The following is a 25,287-nucleotide window of genomic DNA, read 5'->3' as shown; positions in this document are numbered from 1 at the left end:
AAACACGATGATATTAGGGAGAAACGGAGGAAGAGTTGCTTTATAATAGTGAATAACAAAACAAGATTATAATAAATTATCATTTTAAAATGAATAATAGTAATGAATATGTCCAAGAAATACTTTAATTACAAAGTAAATTAAAATGTGAACACCATAAATATCGTTAATAATACTTGTGAAATTATTATTGAATTATGATGATGAACGTGTATTATTAATAAGTGATTGAGGAATTAAATTGCAGATATTAGCAAAGGGACGTGAATATTATGGCTAAAGCGCTAATTGCTGCATTAATTCCTGTTATTTTTACAATCATGTTTGGTTTTTTTAGTGGTTACATTAAATCGTTCGATAAAAAGGTGCCAGCAATTTTAAATACGGTTGTAATGAACTATGCGTTGCCGCTAAGTTTATTTTTCGCCTTAAATCAAATGCCAAAGGAAAAGATTTTTGCTAATTGGCGGATTGTTATGTGGGAGTTTGTAATGATGGTTGGATGGTGGTTTGGGGTTTATTTTTTCAGCAAATACGTGCTACGTTCATCAACCATCTTGTCGATTATTAGGGCGTTGGCACTGTCAACACCAGCAATCTTATTTGTTGGCCCAGCACTTTTGACACCATTATTTCCGGGGAATGCAGCGATTGCAATTTCAATCGGGGGATTAATGATGAATGCAGTTCAATTACCATTAACAATGTTTGCACTGACGTTGGCTACAACCAAGAAGACCGATAATTTACTAGTTAACGTTGGACAAGTAGTAATTAATGGATTAAAGAAACCGGTCATTGTCGGAGCGTTTGTTGGGTTAGTTACGGCGTTACTTGGTTGGCGTTTACCAGCATTAGCAGCCCCAACGTTTGAAGAGCTGGGAAAGGCAGCTGCGGGCTTAGGGTTATTTTCAATTGGATTAATTTTGTGGTTTAATAAGCCAAGTTTTTCCGGAATTGTGTGGTTTGATGTGATTGTTAAGGAACTAGTGATGCCATTATCGGTAATGATGATTATGATGTTATGCGGGGAATCACGGATGTTCATTAATGAAATGACGATGACAATGATGATTTCACAAATGATCTTTCCGACAATCTTTAGTCAGCAATATGGTGAAGGGGAGCAGGAAATGCCATCCGCAATGTTTTTAACGACCATTGGTTCTTTCTTCGCATTAATGTGCTTTATCATTCTTCGGGGAATTAGTCTGTAATCTGGATTTTGAAAAGACGGTGGTGGAATGCAACTCGCTGATTTAGAGTATTATATCAGTTTGGTTGAGACTGGAAGTTATACGACGGTTGCCCAACGTTATGGGATTTCGCAGCCAGCCGTATCGCGGGCAATTATGCGGCTTACTAAACAGTATGAAACAGAGCTGTTAACCCGTCATCGGGGCGGCGTTGTGACATCAGATGCAGGGAAAATTTTGTACAAACGGGCAAAGCAAATTGTTTCGCTGGTGGGCGAAACAAACCAGGAAGTTCGGCATGCAGGTGAGCAACTTCTTCGTCTTGGTTACTCGACAATCGCGGGCAATCTTTGGATGCCAGCAATTTTGACAACGTTTATTCAAAATGGATTGATTCAACGTGTGCATACGGTTAATGATTATTCGGCGAATTTATGGAGTATGCTAACCAAAGGTAAATTAGATGCCGTTGTTTATTCGTCGCTGGTAGCGGATGCTGAGCGGAATATGCAGGTGCTTCGAAAACAACGACAGGATTTTAGTATTATTGTTAGTACGCGTAACCCAATTAGTAACCACGAGTCAGTAACGGCGAGTGAGTTACGAAATGAACAGTTTATTACCCGGCGAAAGGGGCATTTAGTTCGAAGTGCGTTAGAGCGATACTGTAGTTTTGGTGGCTTTCATCCTAAAATTATTTATGAGGCGCGTGATATGGATATGATTACTCATTTGGTTGAGCGAAATTTAGGAATTGCCCTTTTAATGGACGTAACTGTTCAGGGAAATCCCCGAATCCGAAAAGTCCGTCTTCGACAGGATGAACAACTTCACTACTTTATTAAGCTTGCCGTGCGGCGATCGTTTATTCCAAATGAAATCCAAAGTAGATGTTTAACCATTCTTAAACAGGTTCGTTTTGACTAAGTAATTTTAGGCTCCTTTGGGATGAAGATATCCGCGGAGAAATAAAGTTGTGCCTAGTAGCACTGAAGCGGCCGCTAAGAGTGCTGATCAGAGTCAAACGGCATTTAATGAGGCGTATGCTAAGCAATCTAAGAACGCTAAGTGGGAATATAAAGCCAAAGGAAGCAAGTTAACCTTGGCCAAGGTCAACGGAAAACAGGTTTCCCAGTGGCAGTATAATTCCATTTTAGCAACGAAGAACAAGTTTACGTCTCGGAGCTTTACCTACCAAATCGCAAAGGCGGGGCAGGGAAAAGTCAACCGGAAGACAACGTTCTTACGGGTCGATAATAACCAATAATCAAGGAGGATACCCAAATACCGGTAACGTTTGTGGTTGGAAGTGGCGGTAAGACAAATTCCGTCCAGCTCGTTTTTGATTGGCACCAGATTCGAAAATATAAAAAGGCTGTGACCTATATATGGGTTACAGCCTCTTTGTTGTAAGCTTAAAAAGCGAGTGATCGGGAAGAAAAATAGTGTTGATAACGGGGAAAAATCAAGTACTAATAGAGGATAGATAATTAAATACTTTAAGAACTAACCGTCGTCGATGAAGATGATTCATCGGTGGCGTTTTTTATCCTTCATTTTTTCCAGTAATAAACGGCGTAACGGCAGTTAGCCCGGAGGCGACAAGGCTGGTCATCTCGTCAACTGAATGGGCTGAATCATCGAGCCAGTGGACGACAACGTTCCAGAATGCCCCGGTGAAAAACTGCATCATGATTGAAACTGCTTCCGGTGACTCAACGGTGTGCCACGGGAGATCAACGGCTGTGTAAAGCCGGGGTCCCAGTTGGGTGAACGCGGTTTGAACAACTTCAAGGAGGTTATTTTGCTGAAGAAGACGTAAAACGGGCCTGTGCTGGTCCGCAAATTTAAACGGCAGGCGCACTAATGCGTTAAATGTTTGGGGCTTATTTTCCCGGACAAGGTATTCGTACTCACTGGTGAGTTGTTCAGCATAGGCCCGCACGACAGCCCGTTTGTCCGTAAATTTACGGTAAAACGTATTGCGGGAGACCTGGGCTTGGTGACAAATTTGGGCAACTGAAATCTGCGAAAACGCCTGTGTAACAAGGAGTTCTAATAGGGCATCAATAATCCATTGGCGGGTTTGAAGGGCAATTCGACGTGACATTTAATCATCTCCTGTAATATTAGAGGACGCATTGGGTGAATGTGTCCTGATATCTAAGATTAGCGGGAAACCGTTCCTTTGGAAAGGAAGTTCTCGTATGATAAGAGTGGTTTCTGGTACAAGTGTACCACAAGAAGTCAAGTGTCATAGAAGGAGGATTATGAAATGAAAATTAAAAATCGTGGTGGCGCCCTTGTAATTTTATGCGTCGTTAATTTTTTGTGTATGCTGGATACAACGATTATGACCATCGTTGTCCCCCGTTTGCAGGGAGCGTTCAACGCGAGTCTAGGACAGGTTTCGTGGGCGGTGAACCTTTACATGATTGTATTTGCAACGACGGCCCTCCTGGCCGCCAGAATTGCAGAGTTATGGGGTGAAAACCGGGCACTTTTCGGGGGAATTGTCCTGTTTCTTTGCGGATCGCTTGCCAGCGGGTGCGCGCCAACATTGGCCTGGTTATATGTTAGTCGGGTTGTTCAGGGATTGGGAGCGGCCGTTATTCTTCCGTTAGGAACAATTATCGGAATGCAACTTGTTAGTCCGGACCGGCGGAATCAAGTTGTGGCCGTGCTTGGTGGTTGTCAGGCCCTGGCAACCGCGGTTGGTCCCGTTGTTGGCGGGTGGATCACCGAACAGTGGGGCTGGCGGTGGGTGTTTTTCGTCAACGTCCCCCTGTTAGCGGTTATACTTCTCTTAATCCCAGTTTGGATGGTCTTAGCCACTCGCTCACGTTTGACTTTACGGGCAATTGACGTTCCTGGAGCAGCGCTCAGTATGCTAATGCTTTTAAGCCTGACGCTTGGATTGGTGAAGGGCCCGGATTGGCACTGGTGTTCACCGGTAATTTTAGGATTGTTATTCACGGCGGGTATCACATTTTGTGCCTTTATCGGGGTTGAGTGTCGTGTTGCCCATCCGATGGTTGATTTAGGCTTATTCCGAAGCCGCAATTTTAATGCGGCGGCTGGTGCAATGGTGGGAGCGTGCTTTTTCTTGGCGGGATTTGTTATTTTAGTGCCCACGTTCCTGGTTCGGTTGCACGGCCTTACAGAATTACAGGCTGCCTTGCATATCCTCCCGTATTCGGGAGTTGTGTTTACAACAACCGTTGTGGCGTCGTTAGGGATGAAGCATATTAATCCCCGGATAATTGTTGTGGGCGGCTTTGGCAGTATCGGATTGGCATACTGGTTCTTAGGTCATATGGAACTTAGTGGGTACCATAATTTACTGGTTGGTTCGGTTCTGGTCGGCTTAGGGTTCGGTGTGATTGCTGGGCCGGCAATGGTGTGGGCGGCTGCTGATTTTACTGGTTCCCGCTTAACCGTTAGCCAAAGTGTGATTAACGTTCTCCGGCAGGTTGGAATGGTGTTAGCAGTAGCGGTGTGCATGTCACTGTTTAACGCTAACCTAGCGACGGCTAAAACCCAAGTCCAACGTTACGGTGATTCTCAAATTAACCAGTGTACGCTATCTCCCCGGCTACGCCAACAATTTCGGAATAAACTAAAAACGCACGTTAAGCGGCTGGGTGCCGGTAAGGAAAAAAACACACAGTTTAAAGTGCCTCAAGTAACGGTGACATCCGCCATGAAACACCGCGCCATAGCACAGGCTTTAGCTCAAAAAAAGCGGCAGGGTCGTCTTTCCGCGCAGCAACGGCAAGCAGTAGTGCAAGCAATTACGCCCCAAGTAACGGCTCAGTTAGTGGTACGGGTTAATCGGATACAGTGGCAGGTTACCCGGGTGGTGCGCCGGGTTCATCGAGAAGCCCAAACGCGACTGTGTGCCGCCTTTACTCATATTTACCGTCTCCTTCTTCCAGTAGCATTTTTCGGAATGGGGTGGGCTGTAATTTTTCCGCGCCGTTCGCAAAAGTCGAACAATAATATAAAACAAAAGTAGTTAAGCACGGTGATATTTACGGATAATCTAATGGTTATCCGTAAATATCACTATTTTTATGGTTGTGGATGCTTTGCTTCACCGTCATTTTTATAAAACGCGAACTATATAGTGACTATATCCGGTTAAAGTTGTGTTTTTAATTGACGAACGAACAAAACGGGCGTACCCTATAAATGACGAATGATTATAGCAGCATTTAAATTCATGTTCGTATTTAGCGAAAGGATGAGTAAAATGGGTGAGTTAATCTACGCTGGGAAAGCAAAGCAGATGTGGACGACGGACGACGAGCAAGTGTTGCGGGTTGTTTACATGGATCAAGCAACGGCATTGAACGGGAAAAAGAAGGATCAGATTAAGGGAAAAGGGCCGGTTAACAACGCGATTTCAACGTTGATTTTCCGGTACCTGATGAAGCACGGAATTGAAACGTGCCTGTTAGAAAAGACAAGTGCTACTGAGCAACTGGTCCGGCGGGTGCAGATTATCCCGCTCGAAATGATTACCCGGAATGTGGCGGCAGGTCACTTTGCCACCCGGTTTGGAGTGGAAGAAGGAAAGCAATTTAACACCCCGGTTGAGGAGATGTGCCTGAAAAGTGACGAATTAGATGATCCGGCAATTAATGCTTCCCAAGCGGAGGCCCTCGGCGTTGTAACGGCGACGGAACTCGACCAGATGTGGGCCATCTCGCGGAAGGTAAATCAGCTGTTAATCCCACTTTTTAAACAGGCGGGGTTGGAATTAATTGACTTTAAGCTCGAGTTTGGACGGTTACCAAACGGGCATGTTATTTTAGCGGATGAGTTTTCACCGGATAATTGCCGGTTGTGGGATGCAAAAACGCACCACCACATGGACAAGGATGTCTATCGGCGGGATCTGGGGAACTTAACACCGGTCTACGAAGAAGTGCTTACTCGCCTACAGCAAGTTCTTGGACAGGAGGAAAAGTAATGACAAAGGTTCGAATTTACGTCACGTACAAGCAATCCGTCTTTGACCCGCAGGGAGAGACGATTACGAACTCCCTGCATTCGTTGGGATATAACCAGGTAGCTGAGGTAAAGGTCGGCAAGTTCTTTGATGTTTCGTTGAACGTTACGGAGCAGGCGGTCATTGATCAGACGGTGAAGGAAATTGCTGAGCAGCTTCTGGTGAACTTTAACTTGGAGACTTACCGGTATGAAGTAATGGAGGAAGCCTAATGAAGATTGCGGTAATTGTTTTCCCGGGATCAAATTGCGACCACGACGTTGCGCAGGCTCTGCAAATGATGGGCGGTGCACACGTGGACTTAGTTCCCCACTATGAGCACAGTCTGGTGGGGTACGATGCGGTTGTTCTTCCTGGCGGTTTTTCGTACGGGGATTACTTGCGGTGCGGGGCAATTGCCCGGTTTGCAAACATCATGCCGGAAGTGCGGCGTTTTGCCCGTGAAGGGAAACCTGTTTTGGGAATTTGCAACGGGTTCCAAATTCTTACGGAAGCGGGGTTGCTTCCTGGTGCATTGAAACAAAATGATAACCTGAAGTTTATTTGTCAAACGGTGCCGTTGACGGTGGTAAATAACCAGACGCGGTTTTCCCGGAACTACACGGCGCATCAGCATATTCACCTGCCGATTGCCCATGCCGACGGAAACTATTATGCGGATGAAGCGACTATTCAGCGCCTCGAGGATCAGCACCAGGTCGTATTCCGGTATGATGATAACCCCAATGGGAGCGTAAATGACATTGCGGGGATTGTTAACGAACAGGGAAACGTCTTGGGAATGATGCCCCACCCAGAGCGGGCGGCGGAAGCTATTTTAGGTAATACTGATGGTCAGGGCGTGTTGACAGCGTTTTTGGGAATCCAGGAGGCGACGAAATGAGTACAGAGATGACACCAGCCGAAATTAAGGAACAAAAGCCGTATCTCGAGTGGGGTCTAACGGAAGAGGAGTATGACTATATCTGTGATCAGTTGCTTGGACGACTGCCAAACTACACAGAAACCGGGTTGTTTGCGGTGATGTGGAGTGAACACTGCTCATATAAGAAATCAAAGCCCCTTCTTAAACTTTTCCCGAATAAGAACGACCGCGTGTTGCAAGGTCCCGGTGAAGGAGCTGGAATCGTGGATATTGGCGATCATCAGGCCGTGGTCTTTAAGGCGGAAAGCCATAACCACCCATCCGCGGTTGAGCCTTATGAAGGGGCTGCAACCGGGGTCGGTGGCATTCTCCGGGACATCTTTAGTATGGGTGCCCGGCCGGTGGCGTCACTTGATTCACTCCATTTTGGTGAAATTAAGGACGGACATACTAAATACCTGATCAATAACGTTGTCGCGGGGATTGGGGGTTACGGAAACTGCATGGGAATTCCGACGGTGGCCGGAGAAATGACCTTTGATCCGTGCTATGCCGGCAATCCCTTAGTCAATGCGATGAACGTGGGAATTATGGACCAGTCCGTGATGCAACAGGGCCGGGCGACTGGGGTCGGTAACGCGGTAATGTATGTTGGGGCCAAGACCGGCCGAGACGGAATCCATGGAGCCACGTTTGCTTCGGCGGATTTTGAAGATGATAAGGAAACACAGCGGTCGGCCGTCCAGGTGGGCGATCCGTTTATGGAAAAGCTCCTCATGGAAGCTTGTTTAGAACTCATTAACGACCATCAAGATTGGTTAGTTGGAATCCAGGATATGGGAGCTGCCGGGTTGGTTTCGTCTAGTTGTGAGATGGCCGCTAAAGCTGGGAGTGGGTTGGACATGACCCTTGATGACGTTCCCCAACGGGAGCCAGGCATGTCGGCTTACGAAATTATGCTGAGTGAGTCGCAGGAACGGATGCTACTGTGCATTAAGCGTGGGCACGAAGATGACGTTAAGGAACTGTTTCAGCGGTACGACCTCGCCGCTGTTGTGATTGGCCGGGTAACGGCGGGGCACCAGTACGTTTTACGGCACCACGGTCAGGTGGTCACGGACATTCCGGTATCGACCCTGACTAGTGATGTGCCTGAGGAGCGGATGCCTGAAAAACAGCCGGCACGAATCGCTAAAGCTGCAGCGGAAACTAATTGGCAGCCGCAAGTTCCGGATCTGGCAACCACCCTTACCCGAATGATGAACCAGCCAACGATTGCTTCCAAGCGGATGTTTACCGATACGTACGATTCAATGGTGCAAACCAATACGGTTGTTCGGCCGGGCAGTGATGCCGGGGTTATCCGGATACGTGGAACACGGAAGGGCCTTGCGATGACGACGGACGGTAATGGGCGGTTCGTTTACCTTGATCCTGAGGTTGGAGGGAAGCGGGCCGTAGTTGAAGCATGCGCTAACGTAATTGCGAGCGGCGCCCTTCCACTGGCCATGACGGACTGCTTAAACTACGGTGATCCAAACGATCCGGAAGTATATTGGGAACTACATCGTTCAATTAGTGGGATGGCGGCAGCCTGTCGGACGTTTGATACGCCAGTTATTTCAGGAAACGTGTCCCTGTACAACGAAAACAATGGGGAGGCTATTTTCCCGACCCCGATGGTTGGAATGGTCGGACTCATCAAGAATATCGATCGGGTTATCCCATCATTTGTCCAGCATGCAGGTGACCGCGTTTACGTGGTGGGAAAAACAACCAGCGATTTTAGTGGCAGTGAGTTACAAAAGATGTTAACCGGGAAGTGTGCAGGTACCCTGAATGATTGCGATCTAACAAGCATTCATGTCAGCTTAATGGCAACTCTTCAGGCGATGGAGGCCGGCGAGGTTGCTAGTTGCCACGATGCCAGTGAAGGTGGGTTGGCTGTGAGTGTCGCTGAGATGCTGTTTAATACCGGGTACGGTGCCCGGCTTGACTTTGATTTATCAAGTGAACTTCTCTTTAGTGAAACACCGGGGCGGTTGGTAGTGACAGTAACACCAGAACACCAGCAGGCCTTCGAACAACGGTTGGGTCAGGCTGCTCAATTGGTTGGAACAGTAACCGCTGAACCAACGCTTGAATTAGCAACGACGAATGGGCAGGCGACACTCGAAGTTGCCAGTCTACAACATGAATGGGAGGAGGCCTTACCATGCCGCATGAAATAAAGGGATTAAACGAAGAGTGTGGGATCTTTGGCGTGTTTGATGCGAACGAGGCAAACCATCTAACCTATTTTGGTCTTCATGCCCTGCAGCACCGTGGACAGGAAGGGGCCGGAATTGTAACCACGGACGGCGAGCAGTTTTACCAGCACCGGGATACAGGACTTCTTTCACAAGTATTTGCTAAGGAGGGTACCCTTAACGGTCTGCACGGACGCTCAGCTATCGGTCATGTCCGGTACAGTACGTCCGGGAACGGAAGTTTAGCAAACATTCAGCCTTTCTTGTTCCGGTTCCATGACGGTAATATTGCGCTGGCTCATAACGGAAATCTGACTAATGCGCGAACTCTTCGCCGCCAGTTGGAAGACGAGGGGGCCGTATTCCAGTCAAATTCCGATACTGAAATTTTAATTCACCTAATTCGGAAGAAACGGGACATGGCGTTTATTGATGCCTTAAAGGCCAGTTTGAATGAAGTGCACGGTGGGTTTGCCTTCTTGATGTTACGAAAGGACAGTATGATTGCGGCCCTTGATCCAAACGGGTTTCGGCCAATGGTGGTTGGGCGAATGCCGTCAGGGGCGTACGTCATTGCCAGCGAATCGTGTGCTTTAGATACGGTAGGTGCGGAATTGGTGCGTGACGTTTTGCCAGGAGAAATTATCATTATTGACCGGGACGGAATGCACATTGACCACTTCACTACGGAGACGCAACTCGCGATTGATTCAATGGAATTTATTTACTTTGCCCGGCCGGACTCTAACATTCACGGAATTAACGTACACACGACCCGCAAAAAGATGGGGCGGATGCTTGCTAAGGAACAACCGGTGGACGCCGACATCGTTGTAGGAGTGCCCAATTCATCGCTTTCGGCGGCATCGGGATACGCCGAAGCTGCGGGGTTACCGTATGAAATGGGGTTAATTAAAAATCAGTATGTGGCACGGACATTTATTGCGCCGAGCCAAACCCAGCGAGACATGGGTGTAAAGATGAAGCTGTCGGCGGTTCGCGGGGTGGTTGCCGGCAAACGAGTTGCGGTGATTGATGATTCGATTGTGCGCGGGACCACTTCCCGGCGGATTGTTAAGCTTCTCCGGGATGCAGGAGCAGCAGAGGTTCACATGCGCATTGCTTCGCCGGCCTTTCGGTTCCCGTGTTTCTATGGGATTGATTTTTCGACCCGGGCGGAATTACTGGCAGCCAACTACGATTTGGAAGGAATGCGGCAGACAATTGGGGCAGATAGCCTCGGTTTTCTCAGCAAAGCTAGTCTCATTAAGGCAATCGGGTTACCAGATGCTGGGGATGCGCCGAATGGCGGGCTAACCGTTGCTTACTTTGACGGGCAATACCCCACGCCGTTATACGACTATGAAGCAGGATACTTAGCGTCGCTACACAAGCAGCAAAGAATGATGGGGGATGCGTGGAATGAATAGGTACCAAGAAGCGGGCGTCGACGTTACTGCCGGATATGAGATGGTGCGGCGAATTCAAGAAAGCATTGCCTCGACTCAGCGGCCCGGAGCAACCGGTCAGGTGGGTAGTTTTGGGGGGACGTTTGATCTCGAAACACTTCACGTTAAACATCCGGTACTTGTTGCCGGAACAGACGGCGTGGGAACGAAGCTTCTCGTTGCTCAGCGGATGCACGAGTACGAAACCATTGGAATTGATTGTGTAGCAATGTGCGTGAATGATATCGTGGCACAGGGAGCGGCGCCGTTGTTTTTCCTTGATTACATTGCAACCGGGAAAATGGATCCCGAAGCCATGGCCGCCGTTGTAAAGGGAGTTGCCACCGGATGTCGGCAGGCTAAAGCAGCTATTATTGGCGGGGAAACCGCTGAAATGCCAGATATGTATCCTGCCGATGAGTACGACCTTGCGGGGTTTGCCGTGGGAGTTGCTGAGCGGGCCGAGCTCTTAACAACGGATGGTCCCCAGGAAGGTGACGTGTTATTGGGATTACGGTCAAGCGGACTGCACTCCAATGGCTATTCCCTTGTACGCCAGATCCTGTTTAAGGATCACCACGTTGATTTACAGGATCATCCGGCTGAGCTTGAAGGGTTACCCTTGGGAAACGCGCTGTTACAGCCCACGCGAATTTATGTGCGTAAGGTCATGCCGCTAGTTCGACAGCACCTGGTTCACGGGATGAGCCACATTACGGGAGGCGGGTTAATCGAAAACGTCCCGCGGATGTTTGGTGACCAGTTACAGGCGGTTATTGATGAGACAACCATTCCGGTACCAGGGTTAATTCGCTACCTAATTCGGGTTGGGAAGCTGGCGTTGGATGATTGTTGGCAGACTTTCAATATGGGGGTTGGTATGGTACTGGCAGTGGCCCCAGAAAACGTGGTGGCAGCCAAACAGCAACTCAGGCTGGCAGGCGAAGAGCCACTCCAAATTGGCCAACTACGGGCACGGCCAGCGCAGGACGCCCCCCAGATTGTGATTCAGTAGGGGGTGAGTGAATGCGCGTTGCAATTTTTGCATCAGGAAACGGGACAAACTTTGAGGTGCTGGCAAAGCAGTTTCAAGGTAAGCAGATTCCGGGAACCCTAGCACTCTTATTTTGTGATCACCCGAACGCGCCGGTCGTCCGGCGAGCGCGTCGGCTGAACGTGCCGGTGGTAACTTTTACCGTTAAGGAGTGCGGGGGAAAGCAGGCTTATGAAGAACGGATCGCGACGGTATTGGCTGATTACCAAATTGATTTCATTGCTCTTGCAGGGTATATGCGGGTAGTTGGTGCGCCAATTTTAACGCGGTATGAGGGCCGAATTATTAACCTGCACCCGGCTATGTTACCGGATTATCAAGGACTTCACGCTATTGAGCGTTCGTTTGCGGACCGGTCACCCCGGACTGGGGTGACGCTTCACTACATTGATGCGGGGCTTGATACCGGGCCAATTATCCAGCAGGAACACGTTCCGGTTCAGGATAATGATACTGAAGAGACGTTTGAGCAGCGAATTCATGAGTGTGAGCACCGGCTCTATCCGCAGGTGTTAGCACGGGTGTTGGCAACTAAAATGAAGGAGGATAATTAAATGAAGCGAGCATTAGTAAGTGTATCAGATAAGGAAAACCTTGTTCCTTTTGTGAAGGGATTGGTCGAAAACGGATTTGAGATTGTGTCAACGGGGGGCACAAAGCGGGTGTTAGACGAAGCGGGCATTCAGACAATTAGCGTTGAGGATGTTACTGGGTTCCCAGAAATTCTCGATGGGCGGGTTAAGACTTTAAACCCGTACATTCACGGAGGTCTCCTTGCCCGGCGTGACTTACCGGCCCATATGGCAACCTTGAAGGAACATCAGATTACGCCGATTGACCTGGTGTGTGTTAACCTATACCCATTCAAGGAAACAATTGAAAAACCGGGAGTTACGCTGGCCGAAGCAATCGAAAACATTGATATCGGGGGCCCAAGTATGGTACGGTCGGCGGCTAAGAACTATCACGATGTAACCGTAGTGGTTGACCGGGCAGATTATGATGACGTCTTAGCTGAACTTTCTGCTAACGGGGAAACATCGCTTGAGTTGCGGGCCCGGTTAGCCGCCAAGGCGTTCCGGCATACGGCTGCATATGATACGTTGATTTCTACTTACCTGACGGAGCAGGTCGGGGAGACCAAACCGGAGAAATTATCATTAACCTATGATCTCCAGCAGGAGATGCGGTACGGGGAAAACAGTCACCAGGATGCTCTGTTCTACCGGGACGCATTACCTAAGGGGTACTCACTTGCTAGTGCCAAGCAGCTTAACGGAAAGCAGTTGTCTTACAACAACATTAAGGACGCAGACGCTGCCATTCGGATTGCGCGTGATTTCCAAGATGAGCCAACAGCAATCGGATTGAAGCACATGAATCCGTGTGGTATTGGACACGGACGGACGATTGAGGAAGCTTGGGACCGGGCATATGCAGGCGATCCGGTATCCATCTTCGGTGGGGTAGTTGTCTTGAACCGGGAAGTAGATGCGGCAACGGCAACGAAACTCCACAAAATTTTCCTGGAAATTATCATTGCGCCATCATACTCAGACGAAGCCCTGAAGATTTTAACTACTAAGAAAAAGAACTTACGTCTGTTACAGCTTGATTTTGATAAGATTAACGAGCAGCCGGCGAAGGAAGTTGTTTCTGTACTGGGCGGGGTGCTTGTCCAGGACCAGGATATTCTAGCTGAGGATCCGCACACGTGGACGGTGGCTACTAAGAAGCAGCCGACAGAGGAGCAGTTAAAGACCATGTTGTTTGCCTGGAAGACGGTTAAGCACGTCAAGTCGAATGCGATTGTAGTAGCAAACCCGGAGCGCACGTTAGGTGTGGGAGCTGGTCAGCCAAACCGGGTTGACGCGGCTAAACTAGCTGTCAACCATGCAGGAGACGCGATTGATGAAACGGCGGTTCTTGCAAGTGATGCCTTCTTCCCGTACAGTGACAGCGTTGAATACGCCGTTAAGCACGGGATTAAGGCTATCGTTCAGCCAGGCGGTTCTATCCGGGATCAGGAATCGATTGATATGGCTGATAAATATGGCGTTACGATGGTAATGACTGGCGTGCGGCACTTCCGGCACTAAGCGGAGGATGATGAAAGTGGGAAAATTACACCTGTTAGTGATTGGAAGCGGCGCGCGAGAACACGCCATTGCCAAGGAATTGCAGCATAGTCCCCAGGTAGCGCAGGTATACTGTGCCCCGGGGAACCCCGGAATGACGGTTGATGGAATCCAACCGGTGGCAATTGAAGAAAACGACTTTGATGGGTTAATTACCTTTGTGCAGGATCACGCCATTGATTGGACGGTGGTTGGGCCAGAAGATGCTTTATGCGCGGGAATTGTTGACCGTTTTCACGCCGCGGGTCTTAAAATTTTAGGGCCAACTGCGGAGGCTGCTCAATTGGAAGGCTCCAAGGAGTTTGCCCTTAAATTTATGCACCAACATCATGTTCCCACAGCCCAGTACCATGCGTATACCGATTTAGCAGCGGCGAAGGCGGGACTGGCAGAATTTGCCCTGCCTGTTGTTATTAAGGCGGATGGACTTGCCGGGGGAAAGGGCGTAACGATTGCCCAAACCGCGACTGAAGCTGAGCAGCAGCTGGAGGAGCATTTTGCTCACGGCGACCAAAAAGTGGTCTTAGAGGAGTACCTTGCTGGTCCGGAGTATTCGCTCTTCTTACTGGTTAACGGGAATGAGTACTGCCTATTACCGTTAGCGCAGGACCATAAGCGGGCCTTTGATGGTGATCAGGGGCCAAATACCGGAGGAATGGGGGCGTACAGTCCGCTTCCTCAGTTACAACCGGATATAGTTCGGACAATGAAGGCGGAGGTTGTGACCCCAACAATTGCAGGGCTAGTAGCCGAAGGGTTTGACTACCACGGCATTCTGTACATTGGTGCGGTTCTAACACGTGATGGTGCGAAGGTTATCGAGTACAATGTCCGGCTGGGTGACCCGGAAACGCAGGTCATTCTTCCACGGATTGAAACGGATCTCGTTGATCTGTTTGCTGCGGCAATCAATGGGACGACACTTCCCTCAATTACGGTGAGCACCGATGCCTATTTGGGAATTACGTTGGCAGCAAACGGGTATCCGCAAAGTCCGGTGCACGGGCAAACGCTACCGGCTTTTCCGCAGAATACAGATGTAACCCTTGATTATGCAAACGTCGCTGGTAAACCGGGAACATTGACGGGTGCTGGTGGACGGTTGGTAACTGTGATTGGTCGCGGTCCTGATGTAATGACAGCTCAAAAACGAGCGTACGCTTACCTTGATAAATTGACGTGTCCGCAGTGCTTCTATCGGAAGGACATTGGATTCCGGGCAACCGGAAAGACAATGGAATAGGACAAGAATGGTCAGTAATGAAAAAACGGTGTTTTTCCTTTGAGGAGACACCGTTTTTTTGTTAGGTTAATGTGAATTTAAATGTTAAGAAGCTCTTCTGGATCATCAATCAAGTAATCTGGGTGCTCCCGCTTAAGGTTGGCAATGCTGAACGCTGCCCACGTACATCCACAGGTGTGGACACCAGCTGCGTTGCCCATTTGCAAATCGTATTTGGCATCCCCAATCATGACGGATTCATCCGCCTTTAAGTGGTATTCACTTAAAATTTTCAAAACGCCATCCGGTGCCGGCTTAAAGTGGGTTACGTTGTCCGAACCAACTGTTCCCGCAAAGTATTGCGCTAACCCAAATTTTTGAAGGCCTAGTGCAAGCGAGTGGGAATTTTTGCTGGTAACGATGAATAACTGGTGACCATGTTGTTGAAGTTTGGCGAGGGTGGCTTTCATGTGTGGGAAAACGGTGGTTAACTCGAATTCGTGTGCTCGGTAAGCCTTGCGGAAGATGGCGTACGCGCGGTCATAATCGGCAGGACTGAACGTCTTCCCCGCTTTTTTTACCATATCAGGTACCATCGCCTCCAGGGGAATTCCCATATAATTGAGAATTACATCGTTGGTGGGAACGGGGAGGCCAATCTTTTGACACATTGTCCGAGTACTGTTTAGGACTGCTTGACGGGAGTCCACGATGGTTCCGTCAAAATCAAAAAGGTAGTTTTGCATAGTTAGTAAGCTCCTTTCGAGGCTTGTTTTTTTGCGGCAAGACTAATGATTACGATGATTAAGTTAACAACTGCCATTATCGCTGTCACCATAAATACGGTGGCGTACGGGAAGTGACCGGCAACGATTGAGCCAATCATTGGGCCAATGATACTCCCAATGGCCTGAAAAGATTGCATATAACTGAATATCCGACTGACCACGGCGTTAGGGCTGTTTAGCATTACAATCGTTTGGGTCAGTGGTAATAAAGCCGCATCTGAAATCCCAATAAGGAACCGGCAGATTCCGAGGGTGTACACCGAGTGAACAAAACTGGTTGCGGCAAACACACAACTGCAGAAAATTAGTCCAGAAATCAATACCTTATCGGCACCCACCTTATCGCCTAGAGCTCCCAGGCGGTTAGCCGTAAAAATCGTGGCAAACCCGGGAAGGGCGGTGATGATGCCACTAGCAAGGGAAACGTCACCGTGGTGGTGCATAAGTTGCTGAACAAAGAGGCTGATGATGGGGTTAATCGCCTTAGTGGCGGCCATTACTAGCATTGTTGTGATAAACATTGCAATGATTAATCCAGGATGCTCAAGTTGTTTCATCGCAGAGCCGTGCTGGGTGAAATCCGTTGCTGGAAGAGGCTTGAAATCTTCGTGTACGCAGAAAAGAGCGAGCAAGCTTGCCACCAACATAATGGCCCCAAAAACATAGAATGTCATTCGGTAACCGGCGATACTTGCAATGATTCCCCCGATGATTGGTCCGGTTAGCTGGCCACCTACCCGGCCGGTGGTGAGAATTCCCATCGCTTTTCCGCCGAAATCATCCGGGGCTTCGCTGGCAATGAGTGCCTGGGAATTACTGTTGTATCCCGAAAAACATCCGTATAAAAAGCGCCAAAAGAGTAACCACCAGATATTTGGGACTGTTCCACACAGGAACCCGATAATGCACATGCCAAACCCGGACCGCAGAATCATTGGTTTGCGGCCGGTGCGATCGGCTAATTTTCCCCATAACGGGGACACAATGGCCTGACTAATAAATGAAATGGCGTATGCTAGCCCCGCGTAAAAGGTAAGTTGAACGCGAGAAAAGTGGGCAAGTTGACCGATGAAAAGTGGTAGGAACGGGAGACTCATACTAAACCCTGTTCCTGAGACGAAGTCCCCAAAAGCAAGAACGTACAGGTTTTTACGCCATTGAGGAAGTGCCCGGTGTTGCATTGGAATCCTTCCTAACTGACTTTTAGTAATTACCTCTATTATACCGTACCGTAAAATTAGGGAAAAGCCGGGATTCTATTCATCAATTCGGATAAACTGCTGTTGATTAAAATCGTATACGCCTTGGTCGGTTAGTTTAAGGGTTGGGATAACCGGAAGGGCGAGGAACGATAGGGTAAGAAACGGATCAAAGTTAAGCGGAGCACTTAATTGATGGTATGCCGCAGTAACGGTACGTAGTTGGGCGGCCGCCTTTTCAGCGGGAGCTGCGGTCATAAGTCCCGCAACAGGCAGGGGCATACTGGCAACCTCTTGTTCGTGGTTGAAGATGGTGATTCCCCCGCCAATTTGGCACAGGTTGTGAATGGCAGCGATCATATCAGCATCGTTTGTTCCAAGCGCGATGATGTTGTGGGAATCATGCGCAATCGACATTGCAACGGCACCATGACGAAGATGCATGCCCTTAACAACGGCTACTCCGACCGTTCCGCGGGCATGATGTCGTTCTACTACTGCGAGTTTTAGCTGGTCCTTTTGGGGGTTAGGAACAAAAATCCCATTCTTGAGGGTGACTTGTTCCACGCTCGTTGTCGTTTCAATGTGGTTAGGCTGAACGGTGATGACCTTAACCCGATCACGCTTAAGGGACAGTGTGAGTTGGGTGGGGTCAAACTTGGCGTGCATGGTATTGGAAGTTGGCTGGGAATGCGGTGCCGTAATGGTTGGATCAAGGATGCCCGCTTTGATTACGTGGGCAACCTGGCAGGTAGTAGCAGAGTCGAGGATAACGAGGTCTGCTTGCTGGTTAGGAATTAAGGCACCCCGATCGGTGAGATGGTGAGCTTGGGCGGCGTTGTAGCTTGCCATTACGTATGCGGTGGCGGGGTTAATCCCGTGATGGATGGCGCGTTTAATGCAGTAGTTAATCCCACCTTCGTCTAGGAGGGTGGTTATTAGTTTATCATCGGTACAAAATGCACACCGTTGAGCGTTAGCGGGGGTCACAACCGAAATTAGGTTTTCTAAATCCCGTTCAACGGTTCCTTCACGTAAGAAGAGGAACATCCCCGCATTAATTCGGTCTTGGGCCTGAGCAACGGTCATACATTCGTGGTCGGTAGTGATTCCGTTTTGAACAAGAACATCAAGTTGTTCCCGGGTTAACCCCGCTCCGTGGCCGTCTGCTTGCCGGTGAGCAGTGCGGCAATCCTGGAGTTTAGTCATCATATCGGGGTCATGCTGGGCAACGGCGGGATAGTCCATTACCTCAGAGAGTCCCCCAACTGTGGGATTAGCATAATAGGGTTTGAGGTCTTTAGCTGTGAGGGTGGTGCCGTTGTGCTCAAAGGGAGCGCACGGAACGCACGACGGTAACATGGTGATGATATCAAGGGGAACCCGGCCGGCGTCTTGAAGCATGAAGTCAAGGCCGGCTGTGCCGCAGACGTTTGCAATTTCGTGGGGATCTGTCACGATGGTAGTGGTCCCTTGGGGAAGAAGGACGCGTGCTAGTTCATGCGGAACGAGGAGCGAACTTTCAATATGGACGTGGGCGTCAATAAACCCCGGGACGACGTATTGGTCGGTGGCGTTAATGGTTGTTTTGGCGGTATATTCACCAGAGTGTTCTCCCGTGGCGATAATGGTTCCGTTATTAATCCATAGGGTGTTTGGTTCGAACGCCCGGTTAAAGACGTTGAGCACGTGGTTGCTGGTAACGCAGAGGTCAACGGTTTGCATTATAAGGACTCCTTTATCCGATTAATTATGATGAAAATTCCGTAATGTATTCGTAGATATTGTCAATTAGTATCGGTCGCTCGTGTTTTTTTGTCAAGGTTTAAATTAAAAACCGAACAGTTAGTTATTCAAGGATAACAAAGGGACCGTAACTTTTCGTTACGGTCCTCAATTTACCTGTGTTTAATTTGGGCGACGGCACGTCCACTTCATAAGGAAGTAGAACGGAATTGCTATTACCAAACCGCCAAAGCCCCAAATTAACTCGTGGAGGGTTGCCTGCATGAGTAACCAAATACTTACCACAATGGCAATGAGCGGAATAATTGGTCCACCGGGAATCTTAAACGGTCGGGACGCATCCTTCATTGTGCGGCGAAATACCAAAATAGCTAAGCACGTTGGCAGGTACTGGGCAAACCGGGAAACCACGCTGATTGCGGCAAGGGTTGTAAATGATCCCGAAAGGGCAATCGGCAAGGTAATGATTCCCGTGATAATAATTGCCCAATATTCTACCCCGTATCGGTTACGTTTTAGTATGAAGCGGGGGAGGAGGTTATCATTCGCGAGTGCCACCGCACATCGAGGCGTGATAAATGACGAAGCAATGTTGATGCCCCCGATGGAAATCAACTCACCCGCAGCAACCAGAGCAAATCCTCCTCGTCCAAGGAAATGCTCCATGGCGGTCTGAACGGGCGCTGTTGCGGTTGCAAGGTGGTTTCCAAGGACCCCGATGGCAACAACCTGAATGAGAAGGTAAAAGATAGACACAACCCCCATTACCATTAAAATCGCGCGGGGGAGTGTCTTTTGAGGATTATGCATATCTTCTGCGGCGACTGCGATGGCTTCAAAGCCCGTAAACGCGTAAAAAATTACCAAGCACGCCGCTCCAAATCCATGGCTTGTTGTGGGAATGGGCGTTGCAGGATGGAAGTTTTTCCCGTGTACGAAAAAGAAGCCAACGATAATAAAGATAACTAGTGGGACGAGTTTTCCAATCGAAGCAAGGTTGTTGATGATTTTGGACGAATTAACGCCGCACAGATTAATGAGGGTAAGTCCGACAATGATAACGGTCATCACGATGATTTGGGCTGCCCGGGAACTGCATGCCGGGAAAATTTGTCCTAGCGCCGTTGCAAACCCGTTTGCCATGGTTGCCCAGGCAATCATGCTGACAATCCACTTAATGAATCCCACTTCAAATCCCGCGAAGTCGCCGAAGGCCGCTCGGGTATAGACGTATGGCCCACCATCTTTCGAAAAAAGGCCTGCCGCTTCCGCGAAGCACAACGCAATCGTAATTACGAGGAGGGCATCGAAGATAAAAACAAAGATACTTTTTGTTCCCACAAGAGCATAGGCCTTATTGGGAAGCAGGAAAATTCCCGAACCAATAATAGCGTTTATTCCGAGAAGAATAATACTGAGTAAGCCTAGTTTATTTTTGTGTGTTGCCATTAAATCAGTCCTCTCATTTAAATAATTATGCGATAAAAGGCAGTTTATGCCTTTTCCATGAATGCCTTAAAAAGTTGTTGTGCTTGGTGATGCGTTCGGTGCAGCATTTCCGGGTGAAACTGGACAGCAACTTCGAAACCGTCGTAAGCAAAGTTACTAAATCCTTCTACTACACCATCAGGGGCAGTGATGCCGACTTGTAAATCAGCGCCAAGTTCACCAATAACCTGGTGATGGAATGAGTTCACCGTAAAATCACGCTGATTAAAGATGGAAGCAAACGGACTATCGGCGCTGACTCGCACCGAGTGAGTTGGCAACGTTGGTTGGTTTGGTTGTGCATGCCGAATGAGTTCATGGTCGGCGTAACTCAAATCCTGAATAATTGTTCCGCCATGATAAACATTAAGAATCTGCGCGCCCCGACAGATTCCTAAAATTGGAAGGTGGCGTTGTTCAGCCTCCTTAATTAGTTGGAGTTCAAACTGATCACGATCCGGGAAAGTCGGTCCACATTTTTGGCGGGGTTGTTCACCGTATTCGAGGGGGTTAACGTCTTGTCCCCCACTTAAAATTAATCCGTCGAGGTGGGCGACCTGATCGCTAATTACCGCCGGGTTAGTGGTGACCGGGATAATCACTGGGGTACCACCCGCTTGGACAACGCTATCAATGTAATCATCATTAACGTAGGAGCGGTGGTATCCCGGGAACATTCCGTCTGGATCAGTAATCCAACTGCCGGAAACACCAATTAATTTATTCGTCATTTTAAAACCCTCCAATCAAGCTTACAAAATATAAGTTAATTCTATGTGACTCATTTTTTGAGTGTAAATCAAAATTTTTTATGATGATATAGTTGCCCGAGTTGTCCCCGAAATTCGTCTTGATAACGGCGAACGTCGTATCCTGGGAGGATGGTATAGTCGACCTGTTCGCCATGTTCGCTTTGGTCCAAACCACGTTGTTCAGCTTGTTTGCTGACCCGCATTGGTATAAATCGGGCAAGGAGAAGGGCAAGTCCACTCGCTACTATTGTAACAAAGAGGATGGTGGCAATCGTTCCAAATGCCTGGACTCCTAAGAGGTGGCAACCACCCCCGTAAAGAAGCCCGTTAGCAGGAATGTGTGGGTTAACTGTTCGGGTAGCGAAAATACCGGTTAAAATAGATCCGCAAATTCCGGCAACGCCATGGCACCCGAACGCATCAAGGGGATCGTCGATTGGGAGGAATCGTTTGCCCCAGTTAATAAAGGTAAAACTTGCACACGTGCACAAAAATCCAATGAAAAGGGCGCCGGTGGTTGAAACGTAACCGGCGGCCGGGGTAATGCCGACAAGGCCACAGAGGGTGCCGGTACAGGTACCGACGAGGGTTGGATGACCATGTGTAATAATTTCTAACACCATCCACGTAGTAATGGCACCAGCGGTAGCTACCGTTGTTGTAAGAATCGCCTGCAGCGCCACGGAGGTGATTCCCAGGGCAGCGCCGGCATTAAAGCCATACCACCCAATCCATAAGATGGATGTTCCTAAAAGAATCCATGGTAGATTGTAATGTTGATGAATGGCGGGAAGGCGCCGACCGAGAATGACGGAAAGGACAAGGGAAGTAATTCCCGCGTTAATGTGGACGACAGTCCCCCCAGCAAAGTCGAGGAGACCGGTACGGGCGAGAAGGCCGTGCGGGGTCCAAACCATGTGCACAAGTGGATAGTACACTAAAAATGTCCAGGCACATAAAAAAAGTAGAAAATAATTAAACCGCATGCGCCCCACAACCGCGCCAACGAAAAGGGCGGGAGTAATGAGGGCAAACATTAATTGGAAGAGTAGGTAGCTTACCATGGGAATGTGGGTTGTCGCGGTTGAACGCATGAAGTTCACACCGTGAAGGAGCAGATGGCGGACACTGCCGATGATGCCAGCAATGTTGGGCCCAAAACAGAGTTCATACCCGCACGTTATGAATAAAAGAACGGCAATTCCACAGATGATAAAAACAGAAAGCATTGTATTAACAACGTTTTTGGGGCTGACTAAGCCGCCATAAAAAAACGCCAGCCCCGGAGTCATCCAGAAAACAAGGATGGTGGCACTAAGGACGAACGCCGTATTAGCAATATTAATCATAAGGAAACTCCTTTGGATTTCGTATGTTAGATATTCTAACATAAAAGCGAGTAAATGGCCTCCTAATTGCGCCTATTTTTAATGCGTGGTATGCTAAACACCGATTGATATAGTAAGAGAGGGAATTGAATTGATTAGTAAACAAACATGGAAACGGATGGTTCGGTGGGGGAGCTGCCTGGTTGGTGCAGTGGTGATTGCCATTATCGTGGCAGATTTATATTTCTTCCACGTTGCGTTTGTTCCGGCAAAAAAGGATTTTCTTGAAAGGCCGCTTCCCCTTAAACCCGGGACGGCATTGTATCACCAACGATTGTGGTACCATGATACTCCTAAACAGCATTGGACAATGGAATCAGCAAGCGGGCACTATCGTCTGGATGCAAGTTATATTCCGGCGGCCCATTCTAATAAAGCGGTGTTAATTTGCCATGGCTACATGCAAAATAAGAATGATATGGGGGCTTACGCGGCCATGTTCCATCAGTTAGGTTACAATGTTTTGCTGCCAGATGCCCGCGGAATGGGTGATAGCCAAGGGAAATACGTGGGGTTTGGTTGGCCGGAACGGTATGACGAGCGAAAGTGGATGAAGCGGTTAGTCCACCATCTTGGACCACACGTTAAAATTGTGATGTTTGGGGTCAGCATGGGTGGGGCAACCACGATGATGACTAGTGGCATTCAGCTGCCTAAGCAGTGTGTTGCAATGATTGAGGATTGTGGGTACACCAGCGTTAAGGCTGAAATTACGCATGAAGCAAAGGATATGTACCACATGCCTGTTGTTCCGCGCTGGCCATTGATTCCAGTCTTAAGTCTGATGGCAAAATTACGAATTGGATACTTTATGGGTGAGGCGAGCTCAATTCGGATGTTATACCATAACCATCGTCCTATGCTCTTTATTCATGGAGCGAGGGATACGTTTGTTCCAACGTGGATGGTTTATCAAAATTACCGGGCGGATCGAGGACCAAAAGAGTTGTGGATTTGCCCTAATGCCAACCATGCACATTCATACCGGACCCACCCTAAGGAATATGAGTACCATGTGCGGCAATTTTTGAATAGGTATGTACATTAAATGATTTTGGAGAAGGCTGTGACTTAGGTCACAGCCTTCTTGCTACTTTTGCGTAGTTCGGTGTCAAGATAAACGAGCTGAATGAAAGTGGCGTTCCGTTGTTTTATTTTAACTAATTCAAACTAAAACTAATGAGTGAAGTGAATATGGGTAGATCACTGAATCATTATTTTGTAATTAAGGTAGTGTGTAATTTGCGGTACTCGCTTTTTTGTTTTAATCGGTTCACCCGGGTGGACCCAAAAAATAATTTGGAATAATTTTTAATTTCACAAAACAAGAAATGAATTTTGCAAAATAAAAATTATGAGACGGGGTTAATCGCTTTTAATCGCCGTTGATTCGGCGTTTATAGTTGCTATTTAACGCAAAGATTGTGAAAACTATTATTGTGTATTCGCATACAAACATCGTCAATTAAGCATTTTCCGAAAAATAACAAAGCCCTTTTTATTTCACAAGCATTGTGATTTGCGCTATAACAAAAAACGAAAGGAGATGCATTCCGCATGGCAGAAGATGAAATTTTGAAAATGCATGGGGGTGCTAAACCCGGAGTTTTAAGTATGGAACCCCGGTTTGATGTCACTAGTAAGGCTGATCTTGGAAAGGCCTATACACCAGGAGTAGCTGAGATTGCAAAGTTAATTCAGGCTCATCCGGAAGCAAAAGCCAAGTACACAATGAGCGGGAAGCTGGTTGCCATCGTAACGGATGGGACGGCGGTTCTTGGTTTGGGGAACACTGGTCAAGCTGGTGGATTGCCAATTATCGAAGGCAAGGCTTTGTTGTATAAGGATCTTGCTGGGGTTGATGCGGTGCCGTTAGCGCTGAATCAGGTTCCAATTGATGAATTGGTGACGACGTTAAAGAACATTTCAACGTCGTTTGCCGGGTTCCATCTAGAAGATATTGCGGCGCCGCGATGCTTCGAATTGGAGGAAAAACTTGCTCAGGCAGTTGATATTCCGGTTTACCATGATGACCAGGAAGGAACGGCAATCGTTGTACTTGCTGCTTTAATGAATGCCGCTCAGGTTGTTGGGAAGAATCTGAAAGATTTACGGGTTCTTGTAAATGGAGTTGGAGCTTCTGGTTACGCGACTGCTAAGTTATTGATGGACGCCGGAATTATGAACATCACATTAGTTGATGTTGACGGGCCAGTTACGGCAGACGATGATCGGTTCAATTCATTTCAGCGGGCATTGGCTAAACGAAGCGCAGTAACAAAGCGCTTTACGTCATTGGATGATGCTATCGAAAACCAAGATGTCTTTATTGGTTTATCCGTTGGCGATATTTTGACGGCTGATCAGATTAAGAAGATGGCTGATAAGCCGATCGTCTTTGCACTGGCAAACCCGCGGCCGGAAATTGATCCGCAGGTTGCTCACGATGCAGGAGTGGCTGTAATGGCAACGGGTTCGAGTCAATATCCGAATCAAGTAAACAATGTGTTGGTCTTTCCGGGACTATTCCGGGGATTACTCCGTTCAGGCATTAAAAAGGTTACCCCAGAACTTGAGGTTGCCGTTGCGCGTGGATTAAGTGCGCTGGTTGCTCAACCACAGACGGAAGAAATTATTCCAGGTGTCTTTGATAGTAAAGTGGTTGACACCGTAACGCAGGCTGTTATTCAGTTTGCACACTAAAACATGTGGGCTCTGCCCGGGCTAAGAGAGAAAA

22 protein-coding genes are annotated in these 25,287 nt (G+C 48.2%); 15 read left to right on the top strand and 7 right to left on the bottom strand.

The window, feature by feature from the left end; genetic code table 11:
• Window positions 1–272: 272 nt before the first annotated feature.
• From ACI3E1_RS02690 to ACI3E1_RS02680, 3 genes are read left to right on the top strand one after another with little or no spacing between them, the layout of a single operon-like run.
• Window positions 273–1,217, top strand: coding sequence for an AEC family transporter (locus ACI3E1_RS02690; protein ID WP_405024146.1), 945 nt, complete (start codon window positions 273–275; stop codon window positions 1,215–1,217).
• 27 nt (window positions 1,218–1,244) lie between these two features.
• Entirely contained in the window at window positions 1,245–2,123 is an 879-nt protein-coding gene (locus ACI3E1_RS02685) for a LysR family transcriptional regulator (protein ID WP_405024145.1), read from the top strand.
• A gap of 49 nt (window positions 2,124–2,172) precedes the next feature.
• Complete coding sequence (locus ACI3E1_RS02680) at window positions 2,173–2,463, top strand: hypothetical protein (protein ID WP_405024144.1); 291 nt, start codon at window positions 2,173–2,175, stop codon at window positions 2,461–2,463.
• Between the two features lie 279 nt (window positions 2,464–2,742).
• Here ACI3E1_RS02680 and ACI3E1_RS02675 read toward each other — a convergent pair whose 3' ends face one another.
• The gene (locus ACI3E1_RS02675; protein WP_405024143.1) at window positions 2,743–3,306 is read right to left on the bottom strand and encodes a TetR/AcrR family transcriptional regulator; all 564 of its coding nucleotides are present in this window, start codon (window positions 3,304–3,306) and stop codon (window positions 2,743–2,745) included.
• Between the two features lie 165 nt (window positions 3,307–3,471).
• Here ACI3E1_RS02675 and ACI3E1_RS02670 point away from each other — a divergent pair, with 165 nt between their 5' ends.
• The 10 genes from ACI3E1_RS02670 (at window position 3,472) to purD (ending at window position 15,210) form a co-directional block, all read left to right on the top strand.
• The gene (locus ACI3E1_RS02670; protein ID WP_405024142.1) at window positions 3,472–5,214 is read left to right on the top strand and encodes an MFS transporter; all 1,743 of its coding nucleotides are present in this window, start codon (window positions 3,472–3,474) and stop codon (window positions 5,212–5,214) included.
• A 237-nt stretch (window positions 5,215–5,451) separates the two neighbouring features.
• Window positions 5,452–6,174: a phosphoribosylaminoimidazolesuccinocarboxamide synthase gene (gene purC / locus ACI3E1_RS02665; RefSeq protein WP_405024141.1), complete on the top strand. Its 723-nt coding sequence runs from the start codon at window positions 5,452–5,454 to the stop codon at window positions 6,172–6,174.
• A complete protein-coding gene (gene purS, locus ACI3E1_RS02660) occupies window positions 6,174–6,425 on the top strand; it encodes a phosphoribosylformylglycinamidine synthase subunit PurS (RefSeq protein WP_405024140.1) in 252 nt (83 codons plus the stop codon). Before purC ends, purS begins: the two co-directional genes overlap by 1 nt.
• On the top strand, window positions 6,425–7,096 hold the full coding sequence (gene purQ, locus ACI3E1_RS02655) for a phosphoribosylformylglycinamidine synthase subunit PurQ (RefSeq protein WP_405024139.1): 672 nt from the start codon (window positions 6,425–6,427) through the stop codon (window positions 7,094–7,096). The genes purS and purQ overlap by 1 nt, the downstream gene beginning before the upstream one ends.
• Window positions 7,093–9,309, top strand: a complete 2,217-nt coding sequence (gene purL / locus ACI3E1_RS02650; RefSeq protein WP_405024138.1) for a phosphoribosylformylglycinamidine synthase subunit PurL — start codon at window positions 7,093–7,095, stop codon at window positions 9,307–9,309. The genes purQ and purL overlap by 4 nt, the downstream gene beginning before the upstream one ends.
• On the top strand, window positions 9,294–10,757 hold the full coding sequence (gene purF, locus ACI3E1_RS02645; protein ID WP_405024137.1) for an amidophosphoribosyltransferase: 1,464 nt from the start codon (window positions 9,294–9,296) through the stop codon (window positions 10,755–10,757). Before purL ends, purF begins: the two co-directional genes overlap by 16 nt.
• On the top strand, window positions 10,750–11,790 hold the full coding sequence (gene purM, locus ACI3E1_RS02640; protein WP_405024136.1) for a phosphoribosylformylglycinamidine cyclo-ligase: 1,041 nt from the start codon (window positions 10,750–10,752) through the stop codon (window positions 11,788–11,790). The genes purF and purM overlap by 8 nt, the downstream gene beginning before the upstream one ends.
• An 11-nt stretch (window positions 11,791–11,801) precedes the next feature.
• Window positions 11,802–12,383, top strand: coding sequence for a phosphoribosylglycinamide formyltransferase (purN, locus tag ACI3E1_RS02635; RefSeq protein WP_405024135.1), 582 nt, complete (start codon window positions 11,802–11,804; stop codon window positions 12,381–12,383).
• Window positions 12,384–13,928: a bifunctional phosphoribosylaminoimidazolecarboxamide formyltransferase/IMP cyclohydrolase gene (gene purH, locus ACI3E1_RS02630; RefSeq protein WP_405024134.1), complete on the top strand. Its 1,545-nt coding sequence runs from the start codon at window positions 12,384–12,386 to the stop codon at window positions 13,926–13,928.
• 10 nt (window positions 13,929–13,938) lie between these two features.
• Complete coding sequence (gene purD, locus ACI3E1_RS02625) at window positions 13,939–15,210, top strand: phosphoribosylamine--glycine ligase (protein ID WP_405024259.1); 1,272 nt, start codon at window positions 13,939–13,941, stop codon at window positions 15,208–15,210.
• Between the two features lie 77 nt (window positions 15,211–15,287).
• On the opposite strand, the gene ACI3E1_RS02620 is transcribed toward purD, so the two are convergent.
• The 6 genes from ACI3E1_RS02620 to ACI3E1_RS02595 form a co-directional block, all read right to left on the bottom strand.
• The gene (locus tag ACI3E1_RS02620) at window positions 15,288–15,935 is read right to left on the bottom strand and encodes an HAD family hydrolase (RefSeq protein ID WP_405024133.1); all 648 of its coding nucleotides are present in this window, start codon (window positions 15,933–15,935) and stop codon (window positions 15,288–15,290) included.
• A gap of 2 nt (window positions 15,936–15,937) precedes the next feature.
• Complete coding sequence (locus tag ACI3E1_RS02615; protein WP_405024132.1) at window positions 15,938–17,158, bottom strand: MFS transporter; 1,221 nt, start codon at window positions 17,156–17,158, stop codon at window positions 15,938–15,940.
• Between the two features lie 75 nt (window positions 17,159–17,233).
• A complete protein-coding gene (gene ade, locus ACI3E1_RS02610) occupies window positions 17,234–18,901 on the bottom strand; it encodes an adenine deaminase (protein ID WP_405024131.1) in 1,668 nt (555 codons plus the stop codon).
• Between the two features lie 183 nt (window positions 18,902–19,084).
• A complete protein-coding gene (locus ACI3E1_RS02605) occupies window positions 19,085–20,371 on the bottom strand; it encodes an APC family permease (RefSeq protein ID WP_405024130.1) in 1,287 nt (428 codons plus the stop codon).
• A gap of 44 nt (window positions 20,372–20,415) precedes the next feature.
• On the bottom strand, window positions 20,416–21,141 hold the full coding sequence (locus ACI3E1_RS02600) for a gamma-glutamyl-gamma-aminobutyrate hydrolase family protein (RefSeq protein ID WP_405024129.1): 726 nt from the start codon (window positions 21,139–21,141) through the stop codon (window positions 20,416–20,418).
• Window positions 21,142–21,209: 68 nt separating this feature from the next.
• On the bottom strand, window positions 21,210–22,508 hold the full coding sequence (locus tag ACI3E1_RS02595; protein WP_405024258.1) for an ammonium transporter: 1,299 nt from the start codon (window positions 22,506–22,508) through the stop codon (window positions 21,210–21,212).
• 160 nt (window positions 22,509–22,668) lie between these two features.
• On the opposite strand from ACI3E1_RS02595, the gene ACI3E1_RS02590 reads away from it, so the two are divergent.
• Together ACI3E1_RS02590 and ACI3E1_RS02585 are read left to right on the top strand one after the other, a co-directional pair.
• Window positions 22,669–23,598 (top strand): alpha/beta hydrolase, encoded by a 930-nt coding sequence (locus ACI3E1_RS02590; protein WP_405024257.1) that lies wholly within the window; start codon window positions 22,669–22,671, stop codon window positions 23,596–23,598.
• Between the two features lie 509 nt (window positions 23,599–24,107).
• Complete coding sequence (locus tag ACI3E1_RS02585; RefSeq protein ID WP_405024128.1) at window positions 24,108–25,253, top strand: NADP-dependent malic enzyme; 1,146 nt, start codon at window positions 24,108–24,110, stop codon at window positions 25,251–25,253.
• Window positions 25,254–25,287: the final 34 nt, after the last annotated feature.

The organism is Ligilactobacillus sp. LYQ139 (assembly GCF_045033025.1).
GTDB lineage: Bacteria > Bacillota > Bacilli > Lactobacillales > Lactobacillaceae > Ligilactobacillus.
Note: the sequence above shows the minus strand (reverse complement) of the source record. Positions and strands in the feature narration are given on the sequence as shown.

Bases quoted from the DNA above. Each gene is read 5' to 3' on its own strand.
- ACI3E1_RS02615 (WP_405024132.1), bottom strand. From the start codon at position 17,158: ATGCAACACCGGGCACTTCCTCAATGGCGTAAAAACCTGTACGTTCTT.
- ACI3E1_RS02670 (WP_405024142.1), top strand. From the start codon at position 3,472: ATGAAAATTAAAAATCGTGGTGGCGCCCTTGTAATTTTATGCGTCGTT.
- ACI3E1_RS02590 (WP_405024257.1), top strand. From the start codon at position 22,669: ATGGTTCGGTGGGGGAGCTGCCTGGTTGGTGCAGTGGTGATTGCCATT.
- purH (WP_405024134.1), top strand. From the start codon at position 12,384: ATGAAGCGAGCATTAGTAAGTGTATCAGATAAGGAAAACCTTGTTCCT.
- purD (WP_405024259.1), top strand. From the start codon at position 13,939: ATGAAAGTGGGAAAATTACACCTGTTAGTGATTGGAAGCGGCGCGCGA.
- purQ (WP_405024139.1), top strand. From the start codon at position 6,425: ATGAAGATTGCGGTAATTGTTTTCCCGGGATCAAATTGCGACCACGAC.
- purL (WP_405024138.1), top strand. From the start codon at position 7,093: ATGAGTACAGAGATGACACCAGCCGAAATTAAGGAACAAAAGCCGTAT.
- ade (WP_405024131.1), bottom strand. From the start codon at position 18,901: ATGCAAACCGTTGACCTCTGCGTTACCAGCAACCACGTGCTCAACGTC.
- purM (WP_405024136.1), top strand. From the start codon at position 10,750: ATGAATAGGTACCAAGAAGCGGGCGTCGACGTTACTGCCGGATATGAG.
- ACI3E1_RS02600 (WP_405024129.1), bottom strand. From the start codon at position 21,141: ATGACGAATAAATTAATTGGTGTTTCCGGCAGTTGGATTACTGATCCA.
- ACI3E1_RS02675 (WP_405024143.1), bottom strand. From the start codon at position 3,306: ATGTCACGTCGAATTGCCCTTCAAACCCGCCAATGGATTATTGATGCC.
- ACI3E1_RS02690 (WP_405024146.1), top strand. From the start codon at position 273: ATGGCTAAAGCGCTAATTGCTGCATTAATTCCTGTTATTTTTACAATC.
- purS (WP_405024140.1), top strand. From the start codon at position 6,174: ATGACAAAGGTTCGAATTTACGTCACGTACAAGCAATCCGTCTTTGAC.
- ACI3E1_RS02620 (WP_405024133.1), bottom strand. From the start codon at position 15,935: ATGCAAAACTACCTTTTTGATTTTGACGGAACCATCGTGGACTCCCGT.
- ACI3E1_RS02585 (WP_405024128.1), top strand. From the start codon at position 24,108: ATGGCAGAAGATGAAATTTTGAAAATGCATGGGGGTGCTAAACCCGGA.
- purC (WP_405024141.1), top strand. From the start codon at position 5,452: ATGGGTGAGTTAATCTACGCTGGGAAAGCAAAGCAGATGTGGACGACG.
- ACI3E1_RS02605 (WP_405024130.1), bottom strand. From the start codon at position 20,371: ATGGCAACACACAAAAATAAACTAGGCTTACTCAGTATTATTCTTCTC.
- purF (WP_405024137.1), top strand. From the start codon at position 9,294: ATGCCGCATGAAATAAAGGGATTAAACGAAGAGTGTGGGATCTTTGGC.
- purN (WP_405024135.1), top strand. From the start codon at position 11,802: ATGCGCGTTGCAATTTTTGCATCAGGAAACGGGACAAACTTTGAGGTG.
- ACI3E1_RS02685 (WP_405024145.1), top strand. From the start codon at position 1,245: ATGCAACTCGCTGATTTAGAGTATTATATCAGTTTGGTTGAGACTGGA.